The organism is Streptomyces pyxinae (assembly GCF_024756275.1).
GTDB lineage: Bacteria > Actinomycetota > Actinomycetes > Streptomycetales > Streptomycetaceae > Streptomyces > Streptomyces pyxinae.
Genome location: NZ_JANUGQ010000004.1, coordinates 372391 through 398578 on the forward strand (window position 1 = coordinate 372391; position 26188 = coordinate 398578).

Annotated in this window: 21 protein-coding genes; 11 read left to right on the forward strand and 10 right to left on the reverse strand. The window is 74.2% G+C overall.

All coding sequences use genetic code 11. The features are described 5' to 3' along the window. The 5 genes from NX801_RS07835 to NX801_RS07855 all read left to right on the forward strand — a co-directional run bounded on the left by NX801_RS07835 (position 1) and on the right by NX801_RS07855 (position 6899). On the forward strand, positions 1-1080 hold the full coding sequence (locus tag NX801_RS07835; protein ID WP_258786394.1) for a FecCD family ABC transporter permease: 1080 nt from the start codon (positions 1-3) through the stop codon (positions 1078-1080). Next, positions 1077-2144, forward strand: coding sequence for a FecCD family ABC transporter permease (locus NX801_RS07840; protein ID WP_258786396.1), 1068 nt, complete (start codon positions 1077-1079; stop codon positions 2142-2144). The genes NX801_RS07835 and NX801_RS07840 overlap by 4 nt, the downstream gene beginning before the upstream one ends. A gap of 311 nt (positions 2145-2455) precedes the next feature. Then, on the forward strand, positions 2456-4066 hold the full coding sequence (locus NX801_RS07845) for an ABC transporter transmembrane domain-containing protein (RefSeq protein WP_258786397.1): 1611 nt from the start codon (positions 2456-2458) through the stop codon (positions 4064-4066). Continuing rightward, positions 4063-5946 (forward strand): ABC transporter ATP-binding protein, encoded by a 1884-nt coding sequence (locus NX801_RS07850; protein WP_258786398.1) that lies wholly within the window; start codon positions 4063-4065, stop codon positions 5944-5946. Before NX801_RS07845 ends, NX801_RS07850 begins: the two co-directional genes overlap by 4 nt. Positions 5947-6005: 59 nt before the next feature. After that, a complete protein-coding gene (locus NX801_RS07855) occupies positions 6006-6899 on the forward strand; it encodes a siderophore-interacting protein (RefSeq protein WP_258786399.1) in 894 nt (297 codons plus the stop codon). A gap of 69 nt (positions 6900-6968) precedes the next feature. Here NX801_RS07855 and NX801_RS07860 read toward each other — a convergent pair whose 3' ends face one another. From NX801_RS07860 to NX801_RS07885, 6 genes are all read right to left on the reverse strand, one after another. Next, positions 6969-7892 (reverse strand): LLM class F420-dependent oxidoreductase, encoded by a 924-nt coding sequence (locus NX801_RS07860; protein ID WP_258786400.1) that lies wholly within the window; start codon positions 7890-7892, stop codon positions 6969-6971. A 201-nt stretch (positions 7893-8093) separates the two neighbouring features. Beyond that, positions 8094-8597, reverse strand: coding sequence for a DUF6099 family protein (locus tag NX801_RS07865; RefSeq protein WP_258786458.1), 504 nt, complete (start codon positions 8595-8597; stop codon positions 8094-8096). A 127-nt stretch (positions 8598-8724) separates the two neighbouring features. Then, complete coding sequence (locus tag NX801_RS07870; protein WP_258786401.1) at positions 8725-9093, reverse strand: nucleotide pyrophosphohydrolase; 369 nt, start codon at positions 9091-9093, stop codon at positions 8725-8727. Further along, positions 9090-10322, reverse strand: a complete 1233-nt coding sequence (locus NX801_RS07875; RefSeq protein WP_258786402.1) for an AAA family ATPase — start codon at positions 10320-10322, stop codon at positions 9090-9092. The genes NX801_RS07870 and NX801_RS07875 overlap by 4 nt, the downstream gene beginning before the upstream one ends. Before the next feature lie 95 nt (positions 10323-10417). Then, positions 10418-10813: a cell division protein SepF gene (locus NX801_RS07880; RefSeq protein ID WP_258786403.1), complete on the reverse strand. Its 396-nt coding sequence runs from the start codon at positions 10811-10813 to the stop codon at positions 10418-10420. Between the two features lie 185 nt (positions 10814-10998). Beyond that, positions 10999-11736 carry a (2Fe-2S)-binding protein gene (locus NX801_RS07885; RefSeq protein ID WP_258786404.1) on the reverse strand — a complete coding sequence of 246 codons (738 nt, stop codon included), beginning with the start codon at positions 11734-11736 and terminating at the stop codon, positions 10999-11001. 365 nt (positions 11737-12101) lie between these two features. Between NX801_RS07885 and NX801_RS07890 the strand changes: the two genes are divergently transcribed. Further along, complete coding sequence (locus tag NX801_RS07890) at positions 12102-12923, forward strand: alpha/beta fold hydrolase (RefSeq protein ID WP_258786405.1); 822 nt, start codon at positions 12102-12104, stop codon at positions 12921-12923. Between the two features lie 64 nt (positions 12924-12987). Here the strand turns inward: NX801_RS07890 and meaB are convergent, their stop codons facing one another. The 3 genes from meaB to NX801_RS07905 all read right to left on the reverse strand — a co-directional run bounded on the left by meaB (position 12988) and on the right by NX801_RS07905 (position 18290). Continuing rightward, positions 12988-14043, reverse strand: a complete 1056-nt coding sequence (gene meaB, locus NX801_RS07895; RefSeq protein ID WP_258786406.1) for a methylmalonyl Co-A mutase-associated GTPase MeaB — start codon at positions 14041-14043, stop codon at positions 12988-12990. A 6-nt stretch (positions 14044-14049) separates the two neighbouring features. After that, on the reverse strand, positions 14050-16200 hold the full coding sequence (gene scpA, locus NX801_RS07900) for a methylmalonyl-CoA mutase (RefSeq protein WP_258786460.1): 2151 nt from the start codon (positions 16198-16200) through the stop codon (positions 14050-14052). 149 nt (positions 16201-16349) lie between these two features. Beyond that, positions 16350-18290 carry a methylmalonyl-CoA mutase family protein gene (locus NX801_RS07905; RefSeq protein ID WP_258786407.1) on the reverse strand — a complete coding sequence of 647 codons (1941 nt, stop codon included), beginning with the start codon at positions 18288-18290 and terminating at the stop codon, positions 16350-16352. 865 nt (positions 18291-19155) lie between these two features. On the opposite strand from NX801_RS07905, the gene NX801_RS07910 reads away from it, so the two are divergent. The 4 genes from NX801_RS07910 (at position 19156) to NX801_RS07925 (ending at position 24530) form a co-directional block, all read left to right on the forward strand. After that, complete coding sequence (locus NX801_RS07910) at positions 19156-21195, forward strand: NHL repeat-containing protein (protein WP_258786408.1); 2040 nt, start codon at positions 19156-19158, stop codon at positions 21193-21195. Positions 21196-21325: 130 nt separating this feature from the next. Beyond that, complete coding sequence (locus NX801_RS07915; protein WP_258786409.1) at positions 21326-22603, forward strand: ABC transporter substrate-binding protein; 1278 nt, start codon at positions 21326-21328, stop codon at positions 22601-22603. After that, positions 22600-23607, forward strand: a complete 1008-nt coding sequence (locus NX801_RS07920) for a carbohydrate ABC transporter permease (protein ID WP_258786410.1) — start codon at positions 22600-22602, stop codon at positions 23605-23607. The genes NX801_RS07915 and NX801_RS07920 overlap by 4 nt, the downstream gene beginning before the upstream one ends. Beyond that, positions 23607-24530 (forward strand): carbohydrate ABC transporter permease, encoded by a 924-nt coding sequence (locus NX801_RS07925; RefSeq protein ID WP_258786411.1) that lies wholly within the window; start codon positions 23607-23609, stop codon positions 24528-24530. The genes NX801_RS07920 and NX801_RS07925 overlap by 1 nt, the downstream gene beginning before the upstream one ends. A 44-nt stretch (positions 24531-24574) precedes the next feature. Here NX801_RS07925 and NX801_RS07930 read toward each other — a convergent pair whose 3' ends face one another. Then, positions 24575-25699: an LLM class flavin-dependent oxidoreductase gene (locus NX801_RS07930; RefSeq protein ID WP_258786413.1), complete on the reverse strand. Its 1125-nt coding sequence runs from the start codon at positions 25697-25699 to the stop codon at positions 24575-24577. A gap of 79 nt (positions 25700-25778) precedes the next feature. On the opposite strand from NX801_RS07930, the gene NX801_RS07935 reads away from it, so the two are divergent. Next, positions 25779-26188: dihydrodipicolinate synthase family protein (locus tag NX801_RS07935; RefSeq protein ID WP_258786414.1), on the forward strand; the 410-nt coding region annotated here is incomplete at its 3' end.

Genomic DNA, 26188 nt, shown 5'->3' on the forward strand with positions numbered 1-26188 from the left:
ATGACCACCACCGCACCACCACCGGGTGCCCTCACCGCGGAGCCGGAGCCCGCCGCGCCGGGACCGCGCCCCGGCGCGGGCCCGGCCCGCCGGACCCGCCTGCTGATCCTGCTGACCGCGGTCGGGCTGCTGCTCGTCATGGCCGTTCTCAGCGTCATGGTCGGCGCCCGGTCCCTCTCCCCCGGCACCGTCTGGGACGCCCTGTTCCACTTCGACGACTCCGACGAACACGTGATGGTGCGCGAGCTGCGGGTGCCGCGCACCGTGATCGGGCTCGTCACCGGCGCCGCGCTGGGCCTGAGCGGCGCGCTGATCCAGGCGTTCACCCGCAACCCCCTGGCCGACCCCGGCGTCCTCGGGGTCAACGCGGGCGCGAGCCTCGCCGTGACCTTCGCCGTCGCCGTCCTCGGGTTCGGCGCGGCGAGCCAGTTCATCTGGTTCGCGCTGGCGGGCGCCTTCGGCCTCACCGTGCTCGTCTACGCCCTCGGCTCGATCGGCGCCGACCGGGGCACACCGGTGAAACTCACCCTGGCGGGCGTCGCGTTCACCGCCGTGTGCGGCGGCCTCACCTCCGCCATGGCGCTCAAGAGCACGACCACCTTCGACGTCATGCGGTTCTGGGGAGTGGGATCGATCGGCGGCCGCTCCCTGGACATCCTCCCGGTCGCGCTTCCCCTCGTCGGCGCCGGCATCGCGCTGGGACTGCTCAGCGCGGGCTCCCTCAACGCCCTGGCGCTCGGCGACGACATCGCCCGGTCCCTGGGGACGCGCCTCGCGGTCGCCCGGGTGAGTGTCGTCCTCGCCGTCACCCTGCTGGCCGGCACCTCCGTCGCCGTCGCCGGACCCATCTCCTTCGTGGGCCTGATGGTGCCCCATGTGGTGCGCTGGTTCGTCGGGCCCGACCAGCGCTGGATCCTGCCCGTGACGACCGTCGCCGCCCCCGCCTTCCTGCTGGCCGCCGACATCGTCGGACGGGTGGTGCTCCCCTCGGGAGAGCTCCAGGTCGGACTCGTCACCGCGCTCGTCGGCGCCCCCGTCCTCGTGGTGCTGGTCCGGCGCCGGAAAGTGAGCAGCCTGTGACCGCCGCGACACCGCCGGCCCGGGTCGGTCCCGGCCGGGCCACCTGGGTGTGGCGCCGCTGGGGAGTGGCCCTGCGCTTCGAGCGCAGGTCCGTCCTCGTCTGCGGGACCCTGGCCGCGGTGGTGGCCCTCCTCGGTGTGCTCGCCCTCGGTACGGGTTCCCTGCGGCTCTCCCCCGCCGAGGTGCTGTCCGCCCTGTTCGACCCGGACGCCGACCCCCGCGCGCGGCTGGTCGTCGTGACCTGGCGGCTGCCCCGGCTGCTGTTCGCGGTGGTCTGCGGGGCGGCGCTGGCGGTCAGCGGAGCGATTTTCCAGTCGCTCACCAAGAACCCGCTGGGCTCCCCCGACGTGATCGGCTTCGCCTCCGGTTCGTACGCGGGCGCGAGCGTGGTCATGCTGCTGCTCGGCAGCGCCGACTACCTGGCGGTGGCCTCGGGTTCGCTGACCGGCGGCACCGTGACCGCGCTCCTGGTGTACGCGCTGGCCCATCGCCACGGGGTGCGCCCCTTCCGGCTCATCATCGTCGGCATCGCCGTCGGCGCGTTCCTCAGCTCCCTGACCTCGATGCTGCTCCTCTCCGTCAGTCCGCAGCAGGCGATGCTCGTGGCCACCTGGGGAGCCGGCTCCCTCAATGGGCTCGGCTTCGAGCAGCTGCGGGTGGCGGCGGTCGTCCTGGTCGTCCTGCTGATCTGCGCGGCCACCGTGGTACGGCCCCTGGTCCAGCTGGAGATGGGGGACGACACCGCCGTGGCGCTCGGGGTGAACGCGCGGCGCGCCCGGTTCGCCGGCACCCTGGTCGGCGTCGCCCTCACCGCGCTGGTGACCGCGGCCGTCGGTCCGATCGCGTTCGTCGCGCTCGCCGCACCACAGATCGCCCGGCGCCTGACCCGGGGCGCCACCACGCTGCGGATCGCCCCGGCGGCGCTCACCGGCGCCGCGGTGCTGGTCACGGCCGACTTCATCGCCCAGCGCGTCGACCTGCCCGTGGGCGTGGTCACGGTGTGCGTCGGCGGGGTCTATCTGGCCTGGCTGCTCGTCCGTCAGTACCGGGGCGGCCGCCGATGACCCCGCCCGAAGCCCCCGGGACCGCCGGGACCGTCGAAGTCTCCGGGGCCCCCGGAGCCCGGACCACCGAAGCCGCTGCAGCCGCCGGTGCGGCCGAAGCCACTGGAGCCGGCGAAGCCGCCGGGGCCGCCGGGGCCCGCGGAATCGACGAAGCCGGGACCGCCGGGGCTCACGGAACCGACGAAGCCGGGACCCCCGAGGCCCCGGGGACCCCTGAAGCCCGGGCCGCCGGAGCCGCCGGGGCCCTCGGGCCGGGGACCGTCCGGGCGCTGTTCCGGGTCGCGCTGCTGCGGGACGGGCGCGGCCACCGGATGGCTCTCACCACCCTCGCGTTCATGCTCCACCAACTGTGCGAGGCGCTGGTCCCCGTCCTCATCGGCGTCGTCATCGACCGGGCGATGGCCCCGGCCGGCCGCGCCGCCCTGTTCCGGTGGCTCGCCGTGCTCGCCGGGGTCTTCGTCGTCCTGTCGCTCTCCTACCAGCGGGCGTCCTCGTCCATGGTGACGGTCTACGGCCACGGCGAACACGAGCTGAGACAGCGGGCCATGACCAGGCTGCTGGATCCGCGCTCCCTGCGCCGCCGCCCCGGACCGGGCGAGGCGCTCTCCCTGGTCTCGTCCGACGCCTACCGGGTCGCGGGGGTCTCCTGGAGCGTCGTCCAGCAGGCGTCCGCCCTCACCGCGATCCTGGTGGCGTCGGCGGTCCTGCTGACGATCTCCGTACCGCTGGGCCTGGGTGTCATCGCCGGCACCGTGCTGGTGCTGGTCGTGATGCACCGCGTCTCGATGCCGCTGGAGGCCCGGGGCCTGGCCGAGCAGAGCGCGGCGGCGCGGGCCGGCGAGGTGGCCACCGACATGATCGCCGGACTGCGGGTGGTGATCGGCATGGGGGGCCGGGCGGAGGCCGCCCGCCGCTACCGGGCCGTGAGTGACGCCTCCCGGCACGGCGCCGTCGCCGCCTCGCGTTCCGTCCTGGCGTACGGCAACCTCGGCACACTGCTGTCGGGAGTGTTCCTCGCCGCGCTCACCACGGCGTCCGCCTGGCTCGCCCTCGACGGCCGGCTCACCGTCGGCCGGCTCGTCACCGTCCTGGGCCTCGCCCAGTACCTCCAGGGCGCGCTGGCCCAGGCCGGCGCCTTCGCGTCCCACTGGGCCCATAAGCGCGCCTCCGCGCGCCGGCTCGGCGGGCTGATGGACGAACCGCCCCTGCTCGCCCCGGGGCGGGCCCGCCACGCCGACCCCGCCGGCTGTTCCGGCCGGGACGGCCGGCACAGCCCGGACGGCCAGGACGGTACGGCGGTCCGGTGGCTTCCGCCCGGGCACCGCGCCCCCCTCGATCTGCGCCCCGGGGACCTCGTCGGTGTCGTCCCCCGGGACCCGGCACACGCCCGCGACCTCAGCGACCGGCTCGGCTACCGGGTCCCGCTGGGCCGTGGCGAACTCCTGATCGGCGGAGCCGACGCCGTCGATCTCGGCCCGGAGCGGGTCCGTGCCCGGATCACCGCGCCGCCCCACCACGGCGCGGTGTTCTCCGGCACCCTGCGGTCGAACCTCGTCCCCGAAGGACAAGAACCCGACCCCGCCGTGCTCGGGGCCGTGGTGCTCGACGACGTACTCGAACACATCGGCGGCGACCGGGCCGAGGTCGGTGAGCACGGCCGCCGGCTCTCCGGCGGCCAGCGCCAGCGGCTGCTGCTCGCCCGTGCCCTGCACACCGGCGCCGGCCTCGTCGTCCTCGACGAACCCACCACCGCGATCGACCCGGTGACCGAACAGCGCGTCGCCGAGGGGCTGCGCGGTCTGCCGGCCACCGTCCTCCTGATCACCGCCAGCCCGATCCTGCTCTCCGTCTGCGACCGGGTCGTGGTGCTCGACGGCGACGACCACGCCCACGACCACGACCCGAAGGGAACCCACCGGTGAGCCCCGAGCAAGGCACCCTGCCCGTCGCGGACGCGCGCCGCACCCGCCGGGAGCTCCTCCGCCGGCTCGGCGCGCACCGGGGCCGGCTCGCCGCGTCCCTGCTCGTCCTGCTCGGCGGTACGGCGGCCACCCTGGTGACACCCCCGGTCCTCGGAGACGTGGTGGACGCCGTCACGGCCGGGGCCGGCCGGGGGCGGATCGCGGTCCTCGGGCTGACGCTCGCGCTCGCCGCCGCCGTCGGCGCCGGTCTCTCCTATGCCGGCGGCCGGATGCTGGCCGCCCTCGTCCAGCAGGTGCTGGCCGGGCTGCGCGAGGACGTGTTCGAGACCGCGGTGCGCCTTCCCCTGAACACCCTGGAGTCCGCCGGCAGCTCCGATGTCGTCTCCCGGGTCACCCACGACGTGGAGGCGGTGTCCGAAGCCGCCTCCGACGTGCTTCCCGAGGTGACCCACGCGGCCCTCACCACCGGCCTGAGCCTGCTGGGCCTCGCGGTCCTGGACTACCGCCTGGCGCTCGCCGGTCTCGTCTGCCTGCCGGTCCACATCCACGCCGCCCGGTGGTTCCTCGCCCGCTCGCACCTGGTGTACGGGGACATCCGCCGGCTGGAGTCCGCACGCGGGCAGCTGGTCATCGAGGCGGTGCGGGGGGCCGAGACGATCCGTGCGTACCGGGCCCAGCGCCACCACCTCGACGAGCTGGCCGGACGCAGCCTGCGGGCGGTCGAGCGGCAGCGCGACGGGATGCGGCTGCGCAACCGGTTCAACGGCCTGCTCAACACGGCGGAGTACCTCGGTCTCGCCGCCGTGCTCATGACGGGCTTCGTACTGGTCGGCTCCGGCGCCGTCTCCCTGGGCACCGCCACCGCCGCCGCCCTGTACGTCCACCGGCTCTTCGGTCCGGTCGGGGTGCTGCTGGACAGTCTGGACGACATCCAGCGGGCCACCGTGGGACTGTCCCGCCTCGTCGGGATCACCGACCTGGGCCACGGCGGCGGCCCGGGTGAGAGCGAGGGCGCGAGCCCGGGCGAGGGCGGCCACCCGGGCGGGGACGACGGGCCGGAACAGCCGTCCGGCCGCCCGGAGATCGAGGTACGGGGCGTCTCGTACGCGTACGAGGGCAGCGCCCGCCCCGTGCTGCGCGACATCTCCCTGCGGGTCCCCGCGGGCACCAGCCTCGCGCTGGTCGGCGCCAGCGGCTCGGGCAAGAGCACACTGGCCCGGCTGATCGCGGGCCTGGGCGAGCCGGACCGGGGCCGGATCACCGTCGGGGCCGCCGAGACCCCGTACGCTCCCGCCCGGTACCTGGTCACCCAGGAGGTCCACCTCTTCGGCGGTACCCTCGCGGACAATCTGCGCATGGCCCGGCCCCGCGCCACCGACGCCGAACTGCGCCGGGCCCTGCGCGAGGTCGGGGCGGAGTGGGCCCTGCGGCTGGACTCCGGGCTCGACACCGTCCTCGGCCCCACCGGTGTCCCGCTCGACGACGGATCGGTCCAGCACCTCGCGCTGGCGCGGGTCCTGCTCGCCGACCCGCCCGTCGTCGTCCTCGACGAGGCCACCGCCGAATCCGGCCCGGGGACCGGCGCCCTCCTCCAGGCGGCTCTCGCCCGGGTCACCCGGGGGCGGACCAGTGTGGTCGTCGCACACCGCCTGGAACAGGCACGCCACGCGGACCGGGTCCTCGTGCTGCGCCACGGGGAGGTGGCCGAACAGGGCACGCACCAGGAACTGCTGGCCGCCGGGGGCGAGTACGCCGCGCTCTGGACGGCCTACGACCGCACCGCCCGCCGCCCCGGGATCCCGACCGCCCGGCCGGGGCCCGCGGACCACACCGCCATCCGGCCGGGGCCCGCGGACCACACCCCCGCCCCGCTCGCCTGAATCCCTCCGCACGACCCGCACCACCGAGGACCACCCACCCGCACGAAGGAGCAGTGCCCATGCCGATCCACCGAGCCGTCGTCGCCCGGGTCCAGCCGCTCAGCACGGCGATGACCCGGATCACCTTCCACGGCAGCGACCTGGCCGCCTTTCTCTCCACGGGCGTCGGCGACGAGTACGTACGCCTCTTCCTCCCGCACGGTCCCGACCGCGCCGACCTCTCCCTGCCCGAGGCGACGGACGACGGCGGCTGGCAGACCCCCGACGGGTGCCCCGAGGCTCCCATGCGCACCTACACCATCCGGTCGGTGCGCCCGGAGTCCGGCGAGATCGACATCGACTTCGTGCTGCACGACCACGGGGTGGCGTCCGGCTGGGCCGCCGCCGCCCGCCCCGGTGACCCGATCGGTCTCAACACCCCGACCGGCCTGTACCGCGCCCCCGCCGATCTCGCCTGGCAGGTACTGGTCTGCGACCTCACCGGCCTGCCCGCCGCCGCCCGCATCGTGGAGGGCACCCCGGACGGGGTCAGGACCCGGGTGGTCGTGGAGGCCCCCGACCCGTCCTGCGTCCAGCCGCTCCCGGACCGGCCCGGTGTCAGGACCACCTGGACCTACGGCGGCAACGGCCACGGCCCCAGCCACCTGGCCGACCTGGTCGGCGCCGCGATCCCGCCCGGCACCGACCTGACCGGCGGGTATGTGTGGGTCGCGGGCCAGACCAACGCCCTGCGCACCGTCCGCCGTTATCTGCGCAAGGACCTGGGCCTCCCTCCGGAGCGCTTCAAGGTCGTCGGCTACTGGGTGCCGGAGTCCGGCACCTGGACCGAGCGGTACGAGGCGCTGCCCGCCGCCGTACGGTCCGAGCTGGACGCCCTCTGGGACGACCCGGCCGACGAGCCCGAGGACCTCGCCATCCGCTACGAGACCCGTCTCAGCGAACTCGGTCTGTGAACCCGGCACGACCGCCGGAAGGGTGACGGTGCGCCTCCCCTCCCGGCGGCCGGCGGTGTCCGGCCCGGGTCAGGAGAGCTGGGACTGGATCTGGGCGGAGATCAGCTCCAGGTGGTCGAGGTCGTCCAGGTCCAGCATCTGGAGATAGACACGGGAGGAGCCAGTGGCGGCGTAGCGGCCGAGCCTGTCGACCACTTCGGCGGGCGAGCCGGCCAGGCCGTTGGTCTTCAGCTCGTCCACCTCCCGGCCGATGGCGGCGGCGCGGCGGGCCACCTCGGCGTCGTCCTTGCCGACACAGACGACCAGGGCGTTGGAGTACACCAGGGCGTTGGGCGCGCGGCCGGCCTCCTGGGCGGCGGCACGGACCCGGGCGAACTGGCGCTCGGTGTCCTCGACCGAGGCGAACGGCATGTTGAACTCGTCGGCGTAGGTGGCCGCGAGCCGGGGGGTGCGGGTCGCGCCGTGGCCACCGATCAGCACCGGCACCCTGGCCTGGGCCGGCTTGGGCAGCGCGGGCGAGTCGGTGAGTTGGTAGTGGGTGCCGTCGTAGGAGAAGGTCTCGCCCGCCGGGGTGGACCAGACACCGGTGACAATGGCGAGCTGCTCCTCCAGCCGGCCGAATTTCTCCTTGGGGAAGGGGATCCCGTACGCCGTGTGCTCCTGCTCGAACCAGCCCGCGCCGAGGCCCAGTTCGATCCGGCCGCCGGACATCTGGTCGACCTGTGCCACCTGGATGGCGAGCACACCGGGGAGCCGGAAGGTGCCGGCGGTCATCAGGGTGCCGAGCCGGATGCGGCGGGTCTCCCGGGCCAGGCCCGCCAGGGTGATCCAGGCGTCGGTGGGACCGGGCAGACCGTCGGCGGAGCCCATGGCGAGATAGTGGTCGGAGCGGAAGAAGGCGTCGAATCCGAGGTCCTCGGTGGCCTTGGCGACGGTGAGCAGGGTGTCGTAGCTCGCGCCCTGCTGGGGCTCGGTGAAGATACGCAGATCCATGTGTTCATCCTGCACCCTCGCCGTGCGGGCGGACGCCGGTCTCCCGCCGCCGGGCCGGGGCGCCGGACCCGGCCGGGCGGGTGCCCGAGGGCAGGCCGGGCACGGCGCCGGCCCGCCGGTGCGCCGGGGCCGGCCGCGCCGCCCGGGGCCACCGGGCCCGCGGTGGCCGTGCGGTGATCGCCATGGGAGTCGTCGTGGGGATCATGACGGGCCCGCCATGCGGTCGAGGCGGGGCCAGGGTTCGCCGGCTCCGGGAGGTCTGTCGCGCTCCCTGGCCACCAGCCGGCGCAGCAGTCCGCGCACCCGGTCGCCGGCCTCGTCGGCCGCGTCGATGGCCTCGACGCACTGCCAGTAGAGCCCCTCCTCGTCGGTGCCGCAGGCGACACCGACCAGCGCGATGCCCACCTCACCCAGCAGCGCGCCGAGCCCCAGCAGCGCACCGCGTGTGTCGGTGACCCGGGTGAGCCGGTCGGCCCGCACTCCCCGGGGCAGTGGCACCGGCTGGTCGACCGTGCCACTGCGGCCGCCGGTCTCGCTGAGCTCCCGCGCCTCCGCCCGCAGTTCCAGCGGACCGGTGAGGGCCAGGAATCCCCCTATCGCCTGGGCGAGTGCCTGGGCCTGCCAGGCCTCCGCCACGATGTCCAGTGCCGTCCGGCTCTCCGCCAGAGCCCCACGGCCGATGCTGATGAGCCGCTCCGCCTCCATGTACGCCAACCCCCGGTTCGTACGAATGCCCGGTCACTATGTCACTACCCAGAGTGAAGGTGAACCGACCCAAAAGCTAGGGGAATTCGGAATTCTGTGGACAGGAAGCCCAGTGTGGATAAGTGGATCACTCCGTAGAGTGACGATCGCCTCGTGCGGCCCGTCCCGGCGGCCGCCCCACCGGGAAGCGGCGCTCGTTCCGGTCGATCTTCGCGTCCAGCGCGGCCAGCGGATCGACGCCCAACACCCCGCAGAACTGGAGGAGATAGGCCAGTACATCCGCCACCTCGTCCCGCACCCGGTGGGCCGTCTCCGGGTCCGCCATCACCCGGTCCGCCTCCTCCGGCGTCAACCACTGGAAGATCTCCAGCAGTTCGGCCGCCTCCACACTCAGCGCGGCGGCCAGGTTCTTCGGTGTGTGGTACGGCTGCCACGCGCGCGAGGCGGCGAACTCCGCGAGCCGGCGCTGCAGTCCCTGTACGTCCAGTTCGGTCACGGCGTCAGGTCTACCACCGTCACACCGTCCGTCCCTCCCCCGGGGCCCGGCGGACCGGCCCAGGCGGCGGTGGCCGCGGCACCGGCGGTGCCCAGCACCGTGCCCAGCAGCCGCATATGGCCCTCGGCGCAGATCTGCGCCGCCAGCGAGACCAGCCCGTCCGCCTGGCGCCGGTCCAGGCTCCGGTCGAAGCCGTCGGCCAGCACGGTCAGGGTCTGCATCGCGTCCGGCACCTCGGCCGCCCGGTCCATGGCGAACACCCCGGGCCCGGTGAGCAGCACCAGCGCGAGTGCCAGATAGCGCAGTTCGCCCTCGCCGAGCCGCTCCGCCGGGGTGGCGCCGGCCCCGCCGGTGCGGCCCAGCACCGCCCGTACCGTGCCGTCGGAGAGCCGCTCCACGTCCAGTGCGCCCACCGGCCCCGTGATGCCCGCCCGGGCGACCGAGGCGAGCCTGGCGTGGCGGCGCGGGCAGTCGGTGCGGGTCCGGTACAGCACCTCCGCCAGGTTGTCGCAGCCGCGCCGCAGCCGTCCCTCGCCGGGCGGCACGGGCAGCCGCATCCGGCTGGGCTGCGGGTCGCAGGAGAAGACCGACCGCAGGGCCACCACGACCTGTTCGGCGGCGGCCAGCACCCGCAGCTGCCCCGCCGTCTTGCCGGCCACCCGCAGCGGCAGCAGGGCCGTGGCGAGCCGGTCGTCCGGCAGCGGGGCCCGGGTGACCGGAGCCGCTCCCGCGGTGTGCCACTCGGCCTGCACCCGGCGGCGCCCCGGGTCGCGCAGCGCGGTGGCGAGCAGGGTCCGCCCCTGGCCGTCGGTCAGCCGCTCCCCGACCACCCGCAGCGCCGGTTCGGCCTGTACGGCGAGGTCGAGCCGGACCGGACCGGCCGGGCCGTCCGCCGTGCAGCCGATCCGGAAGCCGCGCCGCCCCTGGGAGTCCGGCCCGGCCCGCTCGGGCACGCAGCCCGCCGGGTCCGGGAACGCCTCCGCCAGCGCGGCGCCCGAGCCCAGCCGGGCCAGCGCCTCGTACGCGTCCAGCACCCCGGACTTGCCGCTGCCGCTGGGCCCCGCGATCAGGGTCACCGGACCGAGCGGAAAGCGGGCGCCCCGGTGCGACTTGAAGGCGGAGAGCCGGAGTTCGGTGACGGCCGGCCGCGCGGGGGACGGCCCCGGAGGGCAGGCCGGGCGGGCCGGGGCGGCGGAACGGGCCGGGGACGGGAGTTCGGTCGGGTCCATGGCCGGACGGTACGAGGGGGGTCCCGCGCCGAACCGTTCCGCCTGCCCCGGCTTCCCACGAACGAGGGAGCGGCGCCGGTCCGCGCCGGATCGGATCAGGCGTGCGGCACGGCCGCCTCGGCGCCCTCCACCTCCGTACCGACCGGGGCCAGCAGGAAGACGTTCCGGTCGACCCGGTGCATCCCGCTGCCGAGGCCGAAGACGACCCCGCTGCTGAAGTCCAGGATGCGCTTGGCGACATCCGTGTCGGCGCCGGTCAGGTCCAGCAGTACCGGGATCTGGGCGACGAGGTACTCCGCCACCTCACGCGCGTCCGCGAACACCTGCACCCGCAGCACGACCATCCGGCGGGTGGCCGTGTCCTCGAACTCGTCGGGAATCGCGTGGTGGTCGACCCTGGAGGGCCACTCGTTGCGCCCGCGCAGGGGAACTACTTGAGCCAGGCCCTCCCACTGCTCGTCGGTGGCGTCATACCTCTCGTACCTACTCATACGCTTATCCTCACCCGGCTCTGCCATTCAGCCCAACTCCGACACGAACGGGTAGTGGCCGAAATTCGCCGCTGACCACGCCCTTCGCTCGCCCGGCCGCCCGTACGGGTACCCCATTCGTCCGCGCGCACGGTCGTCCGTACGGGTACCTCGTCCGCCGCGCCCCGGCACCCTTCGGGCCCCGCTCAGCCACCGGCCCGCCCGCGCCGGGACGCCCGGCCGCCGGTACGCCCCTGGAGCACGCACTCCTCGCACATGCCCCCGCGCGGCGCCCGGTAGTACAGACAGCAGCTGCGGCGCCGGAAGACCACGGCGCCGTCCCCGGCCACCCGGAACGGCCCGGTCCCGGCCAGCGGCGGCCGGGCCAGCAACTCCCGTACCAGCGGCAGCGGGTCGCGCGGCGCGTCCGGCACCCGGGCGCCCAGCACCCGGAGCGCGCCGACCAGGGCGGAGGCCGAGTTGCCCCGCGACACCTGGGGCGACACGCCGTGGTGGCGGCGCAGGGCGGCGTCGAAGGGCGCCAGATTCCGGGCCGTCACCGTCTCCTGGAGGGCGGCCACCGGATCGCCGGGCAGCTCGCGCGGCTCGGGCAGCCACAGCTCCACGGGGCCGGACTGGGGCCGGCGCCACCACAGGGTCTCCGGCGCCAGGTCGGGCACGCGGCCGGTCAGCACGGCGGAGGCCAGCCCCACCGACCAGAGCCGGGCGGCCGTTCCGATGTGCAGGGTGGAGGCGGCCACCCGGCCCTCCCCGGTGCCGATCCGCCGCCCGACCTCCGTCACATGGCCGGCCAGGACCTCCGGGTCGCCGTACAGCTCGCTGAGCGGCCGGAACGGCTCGCCCGCCGGCGGCCGGTCCCCGCCGGCCACCGCGAAGTACGGCCCCACGGCGGCGACCGGTTCCAGCGCGAGGGGCTCGGACATGGTCGTACGTCCTCCTTGTTCACGGACACCGATCAGACACCGATCGGTGTCCGGTCGGACACCGGTCGGGCGTGGCACGGGCACGGGAGCGGACACGGGCCGGGACGAGGGCGCCGCCCCCTCCGGCCCGGCACCAGCCCCTCCGGCCCGGCACCGGCCTCCGGCCCCGCGCGCCGGGTCCGGCCGCTTCCGGGACCCGCCGCCGCGGGCCCGGCCGTCCCGGTGAGCCTACGGCCTCCCCCGCAGCTCCCGCCCCGGTACCCCCACCCCGCTGCCACCGGCGGTCATTCCCCGCCGTTCGCGGCACCGGGCGTCACACTGTCCCCCGGGGCATCGCCCGCACCGCCCGAGGGAAGGACCGGTCCATGAGCCTCTTCACCACCACCGACGGCACCCAACTCTTCTACAAGGACTGGGGCACCGGCCGCCCGGTCGTGCTCAGCCACGGCTGGCCGCTCAACGCCGACGCCTGGGACGGCCAGCTCCGGCTGCTCGCCGAGAACGGCTTCCGGGCCGTCGCCCACGACCGGCGGGGCCACGGCCGCTCCGCCCAGCCGTGGCAGGGCAACGACATGGACACCTACGCCGACGACCTGGCGCAGCTGATCGAGCATCTGGACCTGCGGGACGTGGTGCTGGTCGGCCACTCGACCGGCGGCGGCGAGGTGACCCGCTATCTGGGCCGGCACGGCAGCGCGCGGGTGGCCAAGGCGGTACTCCTCGGGGCGGTGCCGCCGCTGATGCTGAGGACGGACGCCAACCCGGAGGGCACCCCCGTCGAGGTGTTCGACGGGATCCGGGAGGGCGTGCGCACCGACCGGTCGGAGTTCTACCGCACGCTGGCGAACAGCTTCTACGGCGCCAACCGCCCCGGCTCGGAGGTCACCCAGGGCAGGCTGGACGCCTTCTGGCTGATGAGCATGCAGGCCGGGCTGAAGGCCGCCTACGACTGCGTGGAGCAGTTCTCGGCCACCGACTTCACCGAGGACCTGGCCCGCATCGACGTGCCGACCCTGATCGCCCACGGCGACGACGACCAGATCGTGCCCATCGGCGCCGCCGCCCTCAAGTCCGCCGAACTGGTCCGGAACGCCACCCTCAAGGTCTACCCGGGCGCCCCGCACGGCCTGACCGGCGACTACGAGGAGAAGTTCAACGCCGACCTGCTGAACTTCATCCGCTCCTGAGCACACCCCGCACGGCGGCCCCCGGCCCGGCCGCCGTGCGCCGGCCGGGCCAGGGACAGCCCCGCTAAGGAGCCGGGCTGTCCCCGCCGGGCTCCGGTGACCCGCCGGGGTCCGGTGATCCGCCGGGGTCCGGGAGGCCGGGGTCGGCGAACGCCGCCAGGATGCGTTCGGCGGCCAGGGTGGCGGTCAGTTCGCCGTCGCGCACCCGGCGCTCCAGGGCGGGGGCCAGGGCGCGGACGCCCGGGTGGGAGCGGAGCCGGCCGAGCAGCTCGTCGCGGACCATCGCCCAGGTCCACTCCACCTGCTGGTCCCGGCGCTTGGCGGCGAGGCGGCCGGCGGAGTCCAGCAGCGCCCGGTGCTGTTCGAGGCGCTCCCAGACGGTGTCCAGGCCCACCGACTCGCGGGCGCTGCAGGTGAGCACCGGCGGGGTCCAGGCGGCGTCGGCGGGGGTCATCAGCCGCAGCGCGCCGGAGAGTTCCCGGGCGGCGGTCCGCGCGTCCCGCTCGTGGGGGCCGTCGGCCTTGTTGACGGCCAGCACGTCGGCCAGTTCCAGGACGCCCTTCTTGATGCCCTGGAGCTGGTCGCCGGTCCGGGCCAGGGTGAGCAGCAGGAAGGAGTCGACCATCCCCGCCACGGTGGTCTCGGACTGGCCCACGCCGACGGTCTCGACCAGCACCACGTCGTAGCCGGCGGCCTCCATCACCACCATGGACTCGCGGGTCGCCTTGGCCACCCCGCCGAGCGTGCCGGCGCTGGGCGAGGGCCGGACGAAGGCGGCCGGGTCCACCGCGAGCCGCTCCATCCGGGTCTTGTCGCCCAGGATGGAGCCGCCGGTGCGGCTGGAGGACGGGTCCACGGCCAGCACCGCGACCCGGTGGCCGAGGCCGGTCAGCATGGTGCCGAAGGCGTCGATGAAGGTGGACTTGCCGACCCCCGGCACCCCGCTGATCCCGATCCGCCGCGCCCCGCCGGTGTGCGGGAGCAGCTCGGTGAGGAGCCGCTGGGCGAGGGCGCGGTGGTCGGCGCGGGTGGACTCGACCAGGGTGATGGCGCGGGCGACGAAGGCCCGCTTCCCGTCGAGCACGCCCTTCACATAGCTGTCCAGGTCGATGGTGGCCATGGGCGGCTACAGCTCGTCGTGGCCGAGCGCGGCGCCCAGCCGCTCCACCAGGTCGTACGCCGCGTCCGGGATCACCGTGCCGGGCGGGAAGACGGCGGTCGCGCCCATCTCCAGCAGGGCCGGCACGTCCTGCGGCGGGATGACCCCGCCCACGACGATCATGATGTCCTCGCGGCCCTCCTCCGCGAGCTGCTCGCGCAGCGCCGGGACGAGGGTGAGGTGGCCGGCCGCCAGCGAGGAGACGCCCACGATGTGCACGTCCGCCTCGACCGCCTGCCGGGCCACCTCGGCGGGCGTCTGGAAGAGCGGGCCGACGTCCACGTCGAAGCCCAGGTCGGCGAAGGCGGTGGCGATCACCTTCTGGCCCCGGTCGTGGCCGTCCTGGCCCATCTTGGCGACCAGGATGCGCGGGCGGCGGCCCTCGGCCTCCTCGAACCGGCCGACCAGCGCGCGGGTGCGTTCCACGGAGGGCGACTCCCCTGCCTCGTTGCGGTAGACACCGGAGATCGTACGGATCTGGCCCGCGTGCCGCCCGTACACCTTCTCCAGGGCGTCGGAGATCTCCCCGACGGTGGCCTTGGCGCGGGCGGCGTCCACGGCGAGGGCGAGCAGATTGCCCTCCAGGCCCGGTCCCGAGCCGCGTCCGGCGGCCTCGGTGAGGGCGCGCAGCGCGTCCTGGGTGACGGCCTCGTCCCGCTCCTCGCGCAGCCGCCGCAGCTTCTCGATCTGCTGGGCGCGCACCGAGGAGTTGTCGACCTTGAGCACCTCGATCTGCTCGTCGGTGTCGACCCGGTACTTGTTGACCCCGATCACCGGCTGGCGGCCGGAGTCGATCCGGGCCTGGGTCCTGGCCGCCGCCTCCTCCACCCGCAGCTTGGGGATGCCCGCGTCGATGGCCTGCGCCATGCCGCCGGCCCGCTCGACCTCCTCGATGTGCTGCCAGGCGCGGTGGGCGAGGTCGTGGGTGAGCCGCTCGACATAGGCGCTGCCGCCCCAGGGGTCGATGACCCGGCAGGTGCCGGACTCCTGCTGGAGCAGCAGCTGGGTGTTGCGGGCGATCCGGGCGGAGAAGTCGGTGGGCAGCGCCAGCGCCTCGTCCAGCGCGTTGGTGTGCAGCGACTGGGTGTGCCCCTGGGTGGCGGCCATCGCCTCCACACAGGTGCGGGTGACGTTGTTGAACACGTCCTGGGCGGTGAGCGACCAGCCGGAGGTCTGCGAATGGGTGCGCAGCGACAGCGACTTGGCGTTCTTCGGCTCGAACTGCTTGACCAGTTTGGCCCAGAGCAGCCGGGCCGCCCGCATCTTGGCGATCTCCATGAAGAAGTTCATGCCGATCGCCCAGAAGAACGAGAGCCGGGGTGCGAAGGCGTCCACGTCCAGACCGGCGTCCCGCCCGGCGCGCAGGTACTCCACCCCGTCGGCGAGGGTGTAGGCCAGCTCCAGGTCGGCCGTGGCCCCGGCCTCCTGGATGTGGTAGCCGGAGATGGAGATCGAGTTGTAGCGGGGCATCTTCTGCGAGGTGTAGGCGAAGATGTCGCTGATGATCCGCATGGAGGGGCGTGGCGGATAGATGTAGGTGTTGCGGACCATGAACTCCTTGAGGATGTCGTTCTGGATGGTCCCGGCCAGCTTCTCCGGCGGTACGCCCTGCTCCTCGGCAGCCACGATGTAGAGGGCGAGCACGGGGAGGACGGCGCCGTTCATGGTCATCGAGACGGTCATCCGGTCGAGCGGGATGCCGTCGAAGAGCCGGCGCATGTCGTAGATGGAGTCGATGGCCACGCCCGCCATGCCGACGTCGCCGGTCACCCGGGGGTGGTCGCTGTCGTATCCCCGGTGGGTGGGCAGGTCGAAGGCGACCGAGAGCCCCTTCTGCCCGGCGGCGAGGTTGCGCCGGTAGAAGGCGTTGGACTCCTCGGCGGTGGAGAACCCGGCGTACTGGCGGATGGTCCACGGCTGGTTGACGTACATCGTCGGATAGGGGCCGCGCAGATACGGGGCGATGCCCGGATAGGTGGCCAGGAAGTCCAGGCCCTCCAGGTCACGGGCGGTGTAGAGCGGCTTGACCGCGATGCCCTCGGGAGTGTCCCAGCGGAGGTCGTCGGCGCTGCTGCCGGTGGTCTCCTTGACGGCCGCCCGCCACTGCTCCTCGGTCACGCGCTCGCCCGCGCCGGCCGTCCCGGTGGTTCCGCCGGTGTGCCCGGGGGCTCCGGCGCCGGCGGGGGCTCCGGGGCCGGCGGTGGCGGTGGCGGTGACGCCATCGGGGTCGGCCGGGTGCAGGGGCACCTCTGCGAAGTCGGGGATCTTCACGCCGCCACTCCCATGCGGTCCAGGACGGAGGACAGGACGGCCACCGCGTCACAGCCCGCGTAGACGTACTCGTCGATTCCGGTCTGCTCGTCGGTTCCGGTGTGCTCGTCGTTTCCAGTGTGCTCGCCCGGCCGCCCGGCCAGGTAGATCCGCTCGGCACCGGCCGCCCGCAGCGCCGCCGCGACCGGTCCTGCCTGCTCGGCGTAGAGCGCGTCACTGGAGCAGAGGCAGGCCACGGTGGCCCCGGCGGCCCGGAAGGCGTCGGCGGCGGTCTCCGGGTCCACGGTCACCGGCTGGTGCACCGGCTCCACCCCGCCGGCCTGGAAGAGATTGGCGGCGAAGGAGACCCGGGCGGTGTGCGCGGCGGCCGGGCCGAGCGCGGCGAGGAAGATCCTCGGCCGGGCGCCGGTGGCGGCGAGATGGGCGTCGGAACGGGCGCGCAGCGCCTCGTACGCCTCGTCCCGGCGCACCCGGGGCAGCCCGCCGGGGTGGGCGGCCGGCTCCGGGGCGGGCTCCCGCTCGACCGGCTTCTCCGCCAGATGGGGGAATTCGCTGACCCCGGTGACGGGCTCCTTGCGGCGGGCCAGCCGCTGCTTGCGGGCGGCCCAGCCGGCCGCGATCCGCTCGCCCACCAGTCCGGAGCGGAGCGCCGCCTCCTGCCCGCCGGCGGCCTCCAGCTCCTGGAAGAAGGCCCAGCCGGCCCCGGCGAGCTCCTCGGTGAGGCGCTCGATGTACCAGGAGCCGCCGGCCGGGTCCGCGACCCTTCCGAGATGGGACTCCTCAAGAAGGATCGTGGAGGTGTTGCGCGAGATCCGGCGGGCGAAGGCGTCCGGGAGGCCCAGCTCCTGGTCGAAGGGGAGCACGGTGACGGCGTCGGCGCCGCCCACCCCCGCGCCCAGGGCGGCGATGGTGGTGCGGAGCATGTTCACATACGGGTCGCGGCGGGTCATCATCACCGGCGACGTGACCGCGTGCTGGCGCTGCGCCCCGGCCTCCCCGGTGACCCCGCAGACCTCGGCGACCCGGGCCCAGAGCCGGCGGGCGGCGCGCAGCGCGGCGACGGTGAGGAACTGGTCGGCGGTGGCCGCGTAGCGGAACTCCAGCTGGCGGCAGGCGGCGTCGGCCGGCAGTCCCGCCTCGGTCAGCAGCCGCAGATAGGCGACCCCGGTGGCGAGCGAGAGGCCCAGTTCCTGGGCGGCCGAGGCGCCGGCCTCGTGGTAGGGCAGCGCGTCCACCGTGAGGGCGCGCAGCCCCGGGTAGCCGTCGTGCAGCCGATGGGCGAGCGCGGCGGCCTCCCCGGTGCCGGTGACCGGCTCCCCGGTGCGGGCGGCCAGGCCCAGCGGGTCGGCGCCGAGATTGCCCCGGGCCGCGTCCGGGGCGACGCCCCGCTCCTCGTACAGCCGCAGCAGCGCCTCGGCGGCGGCCGGGGTGTCGGCGCCCGCGTCCAGCACCACCGGGGCCAGGTCCAGATAGACGCCGTCCAGGGCGCGGCCCAGCCCGGCCACCGGGACGCCGCCCGCGCCGACGGCCAGCCAGAGGGAGGTGACGCCGTTCTCCAGGTCGTCCAGGACGGCCCGGTTGGTGCGGTCGGGCTCGGCCCGGCGGTGGAGCTGGCGCACGTCCCAGCCGCCGACCGGGCGACCGCCGCGAGTGAACGGCGCGAACCCGGGATAGCCTGCCTCCGGCAGCCCGGCCGCGCCCTCTGTGACCGGCCCGGGGCCCGTCTCCGGCCCGGGGACGGAGTCCCGCGCGGTGTAGAGGGGGCGGACGACGACGCCGTCGTCCAGCGCCGTGGCCAGCGCCTCCTCGGCCGCCGCACCCGTCACGTCCTTGCCGGACTTGCGCAGCACGCCCTCGACGAGGCGCTGCCACTGCTCATGGGTGGCGTCCGGGAACTCGGCGGCGAGCGAGAGCCCGTCATCGGGGAGAACCGTCATGCCCGGATGCTAGGGCAGCCGCACGGATGAGCGAGAGAGGTCACGGCTGTGACCTTGCCCTCCCTGCCCGAACCCACCGCCCGGCCCGGCCCGGTTCACCGGCCCGCGCCGGCCGACCGCTCCGCGCGCCGCGCCCCGCCCCGCCCCGCCCCGCCCCGCCGCATGACACACCGTCCGTCACCCGCGTGACAGCGCTTCACAGCGTTTGTACGGCTCCGAGCGCGCCCGTCGGCAAGGGCGACGGGCACCGCCCGGTCGCCCTCGCCGGCGGGGGGCACCGCCCGTCCGGTGGCCGGGGTTGCCGGGTGCCCTCCGCCGTGGCAGGCGCCGCACCACCCGCCCGGAGGGTCCGGACGGGGCCGACTGCCGGTACGGGCGGGCAGGCGCGGTGCCGCGTCGCACTGTCCTACAGTCCCACCGCCGCATCCCGGCCGCGCTCCGGGGCGCGGGCACGACGCCGCACGCCCCACGCACCCCTCCGGATGCTCCCGTACAACCACGCGCACCTCCGTACGCCCCCGCCGCCGGCCCCGGTCGGCCGTCCCGGCTCACCCTCTCCACCCCAGGCACCCCTGCCACCACGGGTTATGCCGGTCTCGCGCAGCTGACTCCGGCAGACGGCGGAACTCCGGCCCCCGCACCGGTGGGTGATCGCACAGATATGCCCCGCACCGAAATCCACCCCCGGGCCGATCATCCGAAATGACGTCCGGACGAAGGGAATTCGCCCCCGGCAGCACCGGCCCGGGCCGCCCGGGCTCCGGGGAACACGCCTGTCACGCGCCGTTGACGCTCCCCCGGGAGAGGCGTATCACTTTCGGCTAGTGCCGTAACTTCTCCCCCACGCCCCGGAGGTGTTCCCCCGTTGACGACGCGACGCGCGTTCCTCACCGGCACCACCGCAGCACTCTCCGCCACAATTCTCGACTTCACGACACTCGCCAGCGGCGCCCACGCGGCGGACAATCGAATGATGCGCGAACCCGTCTCCCTGGGGGTACCGCTGTCCGACGTGCTGCTGCTCGGCGGCACCGTCGCACCCGGCCCCGGCGGCCGAGCCGCCCTGTGGAACGTATCGACCGGAAAGCCCGCCTACCTCAACGCCATCGACCCCGGCACCGGCGAACAGCTGGTCAGCGTCCCGCTGACCGGCGCCGACGGTTCCTGGGCGGTCACGGCCGCGCCCGACGGCGTCTACGCCGGCACCTACGGCAACGCCCACCTCTACCGCTGGCGCCCCGGCAACGCGGGGGCGGCCGAGGACCTCGGGCTGCCGCTCGCCCGGCAGACGTTCATCTGGAGCCTCGCCACCGACGAGGCCGGCAAGGTCTGGGGCGGCACCTTCCCCGAGGGCAAGGTGTTCCGCTACGACCCCGCCACCGGGGCGGTGAAGGACTTCGGGCAGGCGGTCGCCGGGCAGACGTACGTCCGGTCGCTCGCCTGCACCGGCGGCAAGGTGTACAGCGGCGCCTACGCCTCGGCGCACATCGCCGAACTCGACCCGGCCACCGGTGTCTTCACCCAGCTGCCCGCCCCGCCCGGGCTCGACACGATAAGCGGACGGGCCGTCTACGACCTGAACGCCCACGGCGGCCGGCTCTACGCGCGGATCGGCTCCGATCTGCCGAGCCCGCTCTTCGTCTACGACACCGCCGCCCGGGTCTGGACCGACAAGATCCCCGAGGCACACGGGCTGAGCGTCTGTCCGCCGGACGAGGAGGGCCGGGTCTACCTCATCCAGGAGGGTGAACTCCGCCGCTACGATCCGCAGACCAAGCAGATCACCGGCACCGGGCTGGTGTTCGACGGCAAGGTGCGCAACGCCCGGTCGTTCGGCTGGGTGGAGCTGGGGCTCCCGGACTACCCGGGCCGGAGTGTGGTCGGCACCCTCTGGCGGGGCGAGATGTTCCGCTACAACCCCCGGACCGGGGCGCACGCCATTCTGCCGACCCAGGTGCGCCACGAGCCGATCGAGATCCTCTCGCTGGCCGACGGCGGGCGGCGGACGGTCTACGCGGGCGGCTTCCTCAACGGCGGCCTCGGCGCGGTGCACACCGAGTCGGCCGCCAGCGCCTTCCACCGGTTCGCCCAGATCGAGTACGTCCAGCAGGCGTCGGACGGCTCGGTCTGGCTGGGGGTGTATCCGGAGGGGCGGGTCTACCGCTACCGCCCCGACCGGACCTGGAACAGCCCGGAGTACTCCCCGGCCGGCACCCGCGCGCTGCCGGCCAACCCCGAGCTGATCATGACGCTCAAGCCGTATCTCCAGATGCGGGCCAAGGTGCTGGCCGAGACCGAGGGCAAGATGGTGGTCGGCACCGTGCCGGAGGGCGACCGGCTCGGCGGCGGGATCGCCGTCTACGACATGTCCACCGGGGCCTGGGAGTTCACCCGGAACGTCGTCCAGGACCAGTCGGTCTTCGCGCTCGCCGGCCATCAGGGCGTGATGTACGGCGGGGCCTCGGTCACCGGCGGGCTCAGCACCACCCCGCCCACCCGGAAGGCGGGCGCGGTCTTCGCCTGGGACGTGCACCGCAACACCAAGCTCTGGGAGCTGGAACCGGTCGCCACCGAGGGCACGGTGAGCGGGCTGGCGGTGGGGCCGGACGGCCGGCTCTGGGGGCTCGCGGGCCACACCCTCTTCGCCGTCGACCTGCGCTCCCGGACCATCGTCCGCCGGCTGGAGCTGGGCACCCGCAGCACCGGCGGCACGGTGGTGGTCTCCCGGGGCATGCTGTACGTCAGTGTCGACGGCGGGCTGGTCTTCCGGGTCAACCCGTTCGCCTCGCACCTCGACCCGGTGCTGATCGCCGCCTTCGCGCACCGCCGGATGACCGGTCACCGGGACGGCCGGCTCTACTTCAGCCGGGGCGCCGAACTGCTGAAGCTCGACCCCCGCCCCTGACCGGCCCGTCGGAATCAACGCACCCCTAGAGTGGGCATGTTGATGTTCCGGAGGCATCCGGCTGCTCTCGGTCCCGTCCGAGGCGGCCGGGCCTCGTCCCTTCCCGGTCTCCTGGCCCCCGGAGGTATCGATGAGGACCGGCTTCACCCGCAGGACCGGTTTCACGCGCGCCGCCCTGCCCCTGGCCCTGCTCTCGCTCGTGGCCACCGCGCTCACCGCCTGCGGAGGCGGCGGCTCCGGGGACGGCGAGGGCGTCACCGTATGGATGTATCCGGTGATCTCCGACCCCAAGGCCAACGCCGCCTACTGGGACGGGATCGAGCGGGCCTTCGAGAAGGCCCACCCCGGGACCCCGCTCACCATCGAGCAGCAGCCCTGGGACAACCGGGACCAGAAGCTCGCCACCGCCTTCGCCGGCGGCAAGGGACCCGACGTGGTGCTGCTCAACCCCGACCAGGTGCCGCAGTTCGCCACCAGCGGGGCACTGCGGCCGGTGGACAAGGCGCTCTCCTCCTCCACCGGGGCCTTTCTGCCCGCCGCGCTGAAGGCGATGACCCAGGACGGCAAGGTGTACGCGGCGCCGGTCTACCAGACCGTCACCACCACGCTCTACAACAAGCGGCTGCTCACCGCCGCCGGTATCACCACGCCCCCCGCCACCTGGGAGGAGATCAAGGCCGCCGCGCCGAAGCTCAGGGCGAGGAAGGTGGCCATACTGGACTACTCGGCCGGCAACGAGGCGACCCTCAACCTCAACTTCTATCCGCTGCTGTGGCAGGCGGGCGGCCGGATCTTCAGCGAGGACGGCAAGAAGGCCGCGTTCAACGGCCCCGAGGGCGTCACGGCGCTCACCTTCCTCACCGACCTCTACCGGGCGGGCGGGGTGCCCCGGTCCGCGCTGACCAACACCAATGTCCTCGCCGACCAGGCGCTCGGCCGCCAGCAGGCCGCGATGGGCTTCTCCGCCGCGCTCGCGGACACCGAGCTGGCGGCGAAGACCTGGGGCGCGGAGAACGTGGTGGTGGGCGCGCCGCTGAAGGGCGCCAAGCAGGTCGCCTTCGGGGTCCCCGGCGGGCTCGGGATCAGCGCCCGTACCGGCGATCCGTCCGGCGCCGAGCAGTTCGTGGCCTTCATGACCGAGCCCGCGCAGATCGAGTCGCTGGGGAAGGCGAGCGGCTTCTTCTCGCCCCGGACCGATGTCACGGTGCCCAGCGACTCCCCGTACGCCGAGCAGTACCAGGCCGCGCTGGCCCATGTCTTCCCGGGTGAGCCGCACCCGGCCGCCCGCCAGCTGATGGGGCTGCTGGCCCCGGAGATCCAGGCGGCGCTGACCGGCAAGAAGACCCCGAAGCAGGCCCTGGACGCGGCGGCGGACGCGGCCGACGAGCTGCTGGCACGGCAGCGTTGAGCGGAGCCCTGACCGACGAGTCCACCGCCGGGGAGGAGGTGCCGGAGCCGGGCGGTCCCGGCCGGTCCACCGCCCAGGACGCGCGCGGCGGTACGGGCCGGGGCGGATCCGCCCGCCGTACGACCGGCCCGCGCCCCGGCTCGCGGCGGCGGGAGGCGCTCAGCGGTCTCGCCTTCGTCGCCCCGATGCTGGTGCTCTTCCTGGTCTTCCGCTTCGGGCCGACGATCGGCGCGGTGCTGCTGTCGCTCACCGACTTCCGGCTCAGCGGCGACTGGCGGTTCATCGGCGCGGAGAACTACATCCGGCTGCTGGACGACGGCCTGTTCTGGGAGAGCCTGGGCGTCACCGCCCTCTACACCGTGCTGTTCGTGCCGATGACGGTGCTGGCCTCGCTGGGCACCGCGGTACTGCTGCACCGCACGGTGTGGGCGCGCGGCTTCTTCCGGGGGCTGTTCTTCCTCCCGTACGTCACCAGCATCGTGCTCGCCGCGGTGATCTGGAAGTGGATCTACGAGGTGGACGACGGCCTGCTCGACGCGGCGCTCGGCCTGCTGCGCCTCGGCCCGGTCGACTTCCTGGGCGACGAGCGGCTGGTGCTGCCGTCCATCGCCGTCACCGCCGCCTGGAAGGGCTTCGGCTACTCCATGCTCATTCTGCTCGCCGGGCTCCAGAACATCCCCAAGGAGATCGGGGAGGCCGCCACCATCGACGGGGCCGGGCCCTGGCAGCGGTTCCGCTGGGTGACCCTGCCGCTGCTGCGCCCGGTGCTCTTCTTCGTCCTGGTCATCGAGGCGATCGGCGCCTTCCAGGTGTTCGACGCCATGTATGTGATGACCGGCGGCGGGCCGGTGCGGGCCAGCTATTCACTGGTGTACTTCCTCTACGACTCCGGCTTCAAGTACTTCGACTTCGGCTACGCGAGCGCCATCGGGCTGGTGCTCTTCCTCGTCGTGCTGGTCTTCTCGCTGATCCAGCGGCGGCTCGTCGGACGGGAGGACGACTGATGGCGCGGGCCTCGGTGGCGGAGCCGTACCGGGCCCGCCCGGAGAAGACGGGGAATACGCGCGAGTCGCGCGAGACACCGGGGCGGTGCGGGTCCGGCGGGGGCCGGCGGGGGCGGCCGGTGGCGCGGCTGCGGCTGCCGGTGCTGCTGGTGCTGGTCGCCCTGGTGACGGTGACGCCGTTCGTGGTGATGGTGCTGGTGGCCTTCGCACCGCCCGGCGGCCGTACGCTGCCCGGCGCGCTGGACCTCACCCGGGCCACCTGGCGGAACTTCGCGGATGTGCTGGAGAGCGCCGACATCGTGCGGTGGGCGCTCAACTCGCTGGTCTACTCGCTCGTCTCGGTGCTGCTGATCCTGCTCTTCGCCTCGATGGCCGGCTATGCCTTCGCCAAGAAGCGCTTCCCCGGCCGGGAGGTGCTGTTCTGGTCGTTCCTGGCCACCCTGATGGTGCCGTTCCAGGCCACCCTGATCCCGTACTACCTGCTGATCTCGCGGCTGGGCGGGGTGGACACCTACTGGGGCCTGATCGTGCCGACCCTGGCCAACTCCCAGGCGGTGTTCCTGATGCGGCAGTTCATCACGCAGCTGCCGGACGAACTGTTCGAGGCGGCCCGGATCGACGGGGCGTCCGAGTGGCGGATCTACACCAGTGTGGTGGTGCCGCTGACCCGGCCGGTGCTGGCGACCCTGGGGGTATTCGTCTTCCTCTGGCACTGGAACGACTTCCTCTGGCCGCTGGTCATCGGCCAGTCGGAGCGGATGCGCACCCTGACGGTGGGGCTGGCCACGCTGGAGGGCGAGAACGTGGCCGTCAACCAGGTGATGGCCGGGGCGACCATCACCGTGGTGCCGTGTCTGCTGGTCTTCGGGCTGCTCCAGCGGTATCTGACCGACTCCGTCGCCACGACGGGGATGAAGTCCTGACACCCCCTCCGGGGCCGGGGAGAAGGGGGGAGTGTGGCGGGGGCTCAGGCGGCGGGTTCCGGCTGCCGCTCCTGACCGGCGTCGGGCCCGGGACCGGTGCCGGAGTCCCTGCCGGCGCCGGAGTCCGTGCCGGTGCGGGAGCCCCCGCCGGTGCCGGAGTCCGTGCCGGTGCGGGTTTCGGGGCCGCTGCCGGCGCCGGGGTCCGGACCCAGTTCGCCGAAGGTCTCGATGGCGCGGAGGGCGTCCGCCTGGGACATGCCCGGCGGCTGCACCCGGAGGATCAGTCCGTCGGCGCCCATCGCCGCGTACCGCTCGACGCGCTCCCGGCACTGCGCGGGCGAACCGATGACCGAGCGGGCCGCGATGTCGTCCCACTCCTGGGCGTACCGGGCGGCGTCGGCCGAGGTGCGCTTCCAGTCGCCGTAGGCGTCGTACAGCTCCCGCAGCGGCCCCTCCAGGGCGGCGCGGGCGGCCTGGCCGGTGGGAGCGGCGTACCCCTCCCGGCAGACGATGACCTCGGCGCCCAGCGAGCGCGGGCCGCGCGGATACGAGCGGTACTCCGCGATCTTCCCGGGCAGTTCCTCGTCCGTCTCGTTGAACGAGGTGGTCCAGCCGTCGCAGAGCAGCGCGGTGCGCCGCAGGGCGGCGGAGACCCGGCCGCCGTTCCAGATCACCGGGCGGGGGCGCCGCACCGGGCGGGGTGCGAGATACGCGTTCTCCAGCCGGGTCCAGCGGCCGGTGAAGGTCACCTCGTCCTCGGTCCAGAGCCGGGTGAGCACCTCCAGCGCCTCTTCGAAGCGGGGCACCCGCTCGGCCGGCCGGGTGCCGTAGAGGGCGAACTCCTCGGGGCGGTAGCCGAGGACGAACCCGGCGGTGAGCCGCCCGCCGGAGAGCACGTCGAGGTGGGCGAGGGTCTCGGCCAGCCACACCGGGTCGTAGACCGGGGCGATCAGCCCGGCGGTGGCGAGCCCGATCCGCTCGGTGTGCGCGGCCAGATAGGTGAGCGAGGTCAGCGCCTCGTGGTAGCCCGGGCGGTGCAGATGGCGCTCGCCCACCACGGCCCAGGCGAACCCGGCCTGTTCGGCGAGCCGGACCTGTTCCACCGCGTCCGCCAGGCGTGGGCGCTCGTCCGGTCGGGCGTAGAGGTTGACATAGAGGCCCAGGCGCATGGGTGAGTCCCTTCCTTTACGGTCCGGGCCGTAAAGGCTAGCGTGTCGGCCACCCGGCGACAGGCAGGAGTCGAGCAGCATGTCCGAGAATCCCACCTACCTGACCGAGCCGGCCGAGACCGGGCCGGGCGGGGTGAGGGAGGCAGACCCCGGTGGAGCTCCTCCGGCATCCGTGCGTGAGGTGACGGCCCGTCTGGTCGGCGTGCTGCGCGGGACGGTGGTCCCGGCGGTGCTCACCCCGATGGGCGCGGACGGGGCGGTGGACCTCGGGGCGCTGCGCGGCTACGCCGAGCGGATCGCCGCCGGGCCGGTGGGCGGGGTGGCGGTCTGGGCGCACACCGGCCGGGGGCTGTATCTCTCCCGCGAGGACCGCCGCCGGGTGCTGGCGGTGTGGCGGGAGGCGGCCGGAAGCGGGGTGGTGGTGGCGGGGGCGGGGGTGCCGCGCGCCGGCTACGCCGGATACACGGATCACGCGGGGAGCACCCCGGA

Coding starts and splice junctions, on each gene's coding strand:
- NX801_RS07835 (WP_258786394.1), top strand. CDS start 1: ATGACCACCACCGCACCACCACCGGGTGCCCTCACCGCGGAGCCGGAG.
- NX801_RS07845 (WP_258786397.1), top strand. CDS start 2,456: ATGGCTCTCACCACCCTCGCGTTCATGCTCCACCAACTGTGCGAGGCG.
- NX801_RS07855 (WP_258786399.1), top strand. CDS start 6,006: ATGCCGATCCACCGAGCCGTCGTCGCCCGGGTCCAGCCGCTCAGCACG.
- NX801_RS07860 (WP_258786400.1), bottom strand. CDS start 7,892: ATGGATCTGCGTATCTTCACCGAGCCCCAGCAGGGCGCGAGCTACGAC.
- NX801_RS07865 (WP_258786458.1), bottom strand. CDS start 8,597: ATGGAGGCGGAGCGGCTCATCAGCATCGGCCGTGGGGCTCTGGCGGAG.
- NX801_RS07875 (WP_258786402.1), bottom strand. CDS start 10,322: ATGGACCCGACCGAACTCCCGTCCCCGGCCCGTTCCGCCGCCCCGGCC.
- NX801_RS07880 (WP_258786403.1), bottom strand. CDS start 10,813: ATGAGTAGGTACGAGAGGTATGACGCCACCGACGAGCAGTGGGAGGGC.
- NX801_RS07885 (WP_258786404.1), bottom strand. CDS start 11,736: ATGTCCGAGCCCCTCGCGCTGGAACCGGTCGCCGCCGTGGGGCCGTAC.
- NX801_RS07890 (WP_258786405.1), top strand. CDS start 12,102: ATGAGCCTCTTCACCACCACCGACGGCACCCAACTCTTCTACAAGGAC.
- meaB (WP_258786406.1), bottom strand. CDS start 14,043: ATGGCCACCATCGACCTGGACAGCTATGTGAAGGGCGTGCTCGACGGG.
- NX801_RS07905 (WP_258786407.1), bottom strand. CDS start 18,290: ATGACGGTTCTCCCCGATGACGGGCTCTCGCTCGCCGCCGAGTTCCCG.
- NX801_RS07915 (WP_258786409.1), top strand. CDS start 21,326: ATGAGGACCGGCTTCACCCGCAGGACCGGTTTCACGCGCGCCGCCCTG.
- NX801_RS07925 (WP_258786411.1), top strand. CDS start 23,607: ATGGCGCGGGCCTCGGTGGCGGAGCCGTACCGGGCCCGCCCGGAGAAG.
- NX801_RS07930 (WP_258786413.1), bottom strand. CDS start 25,699: ATGCGCCTGGGCCTCTATGTCAACCTCTACGCCCGACCGGACGAGCGC.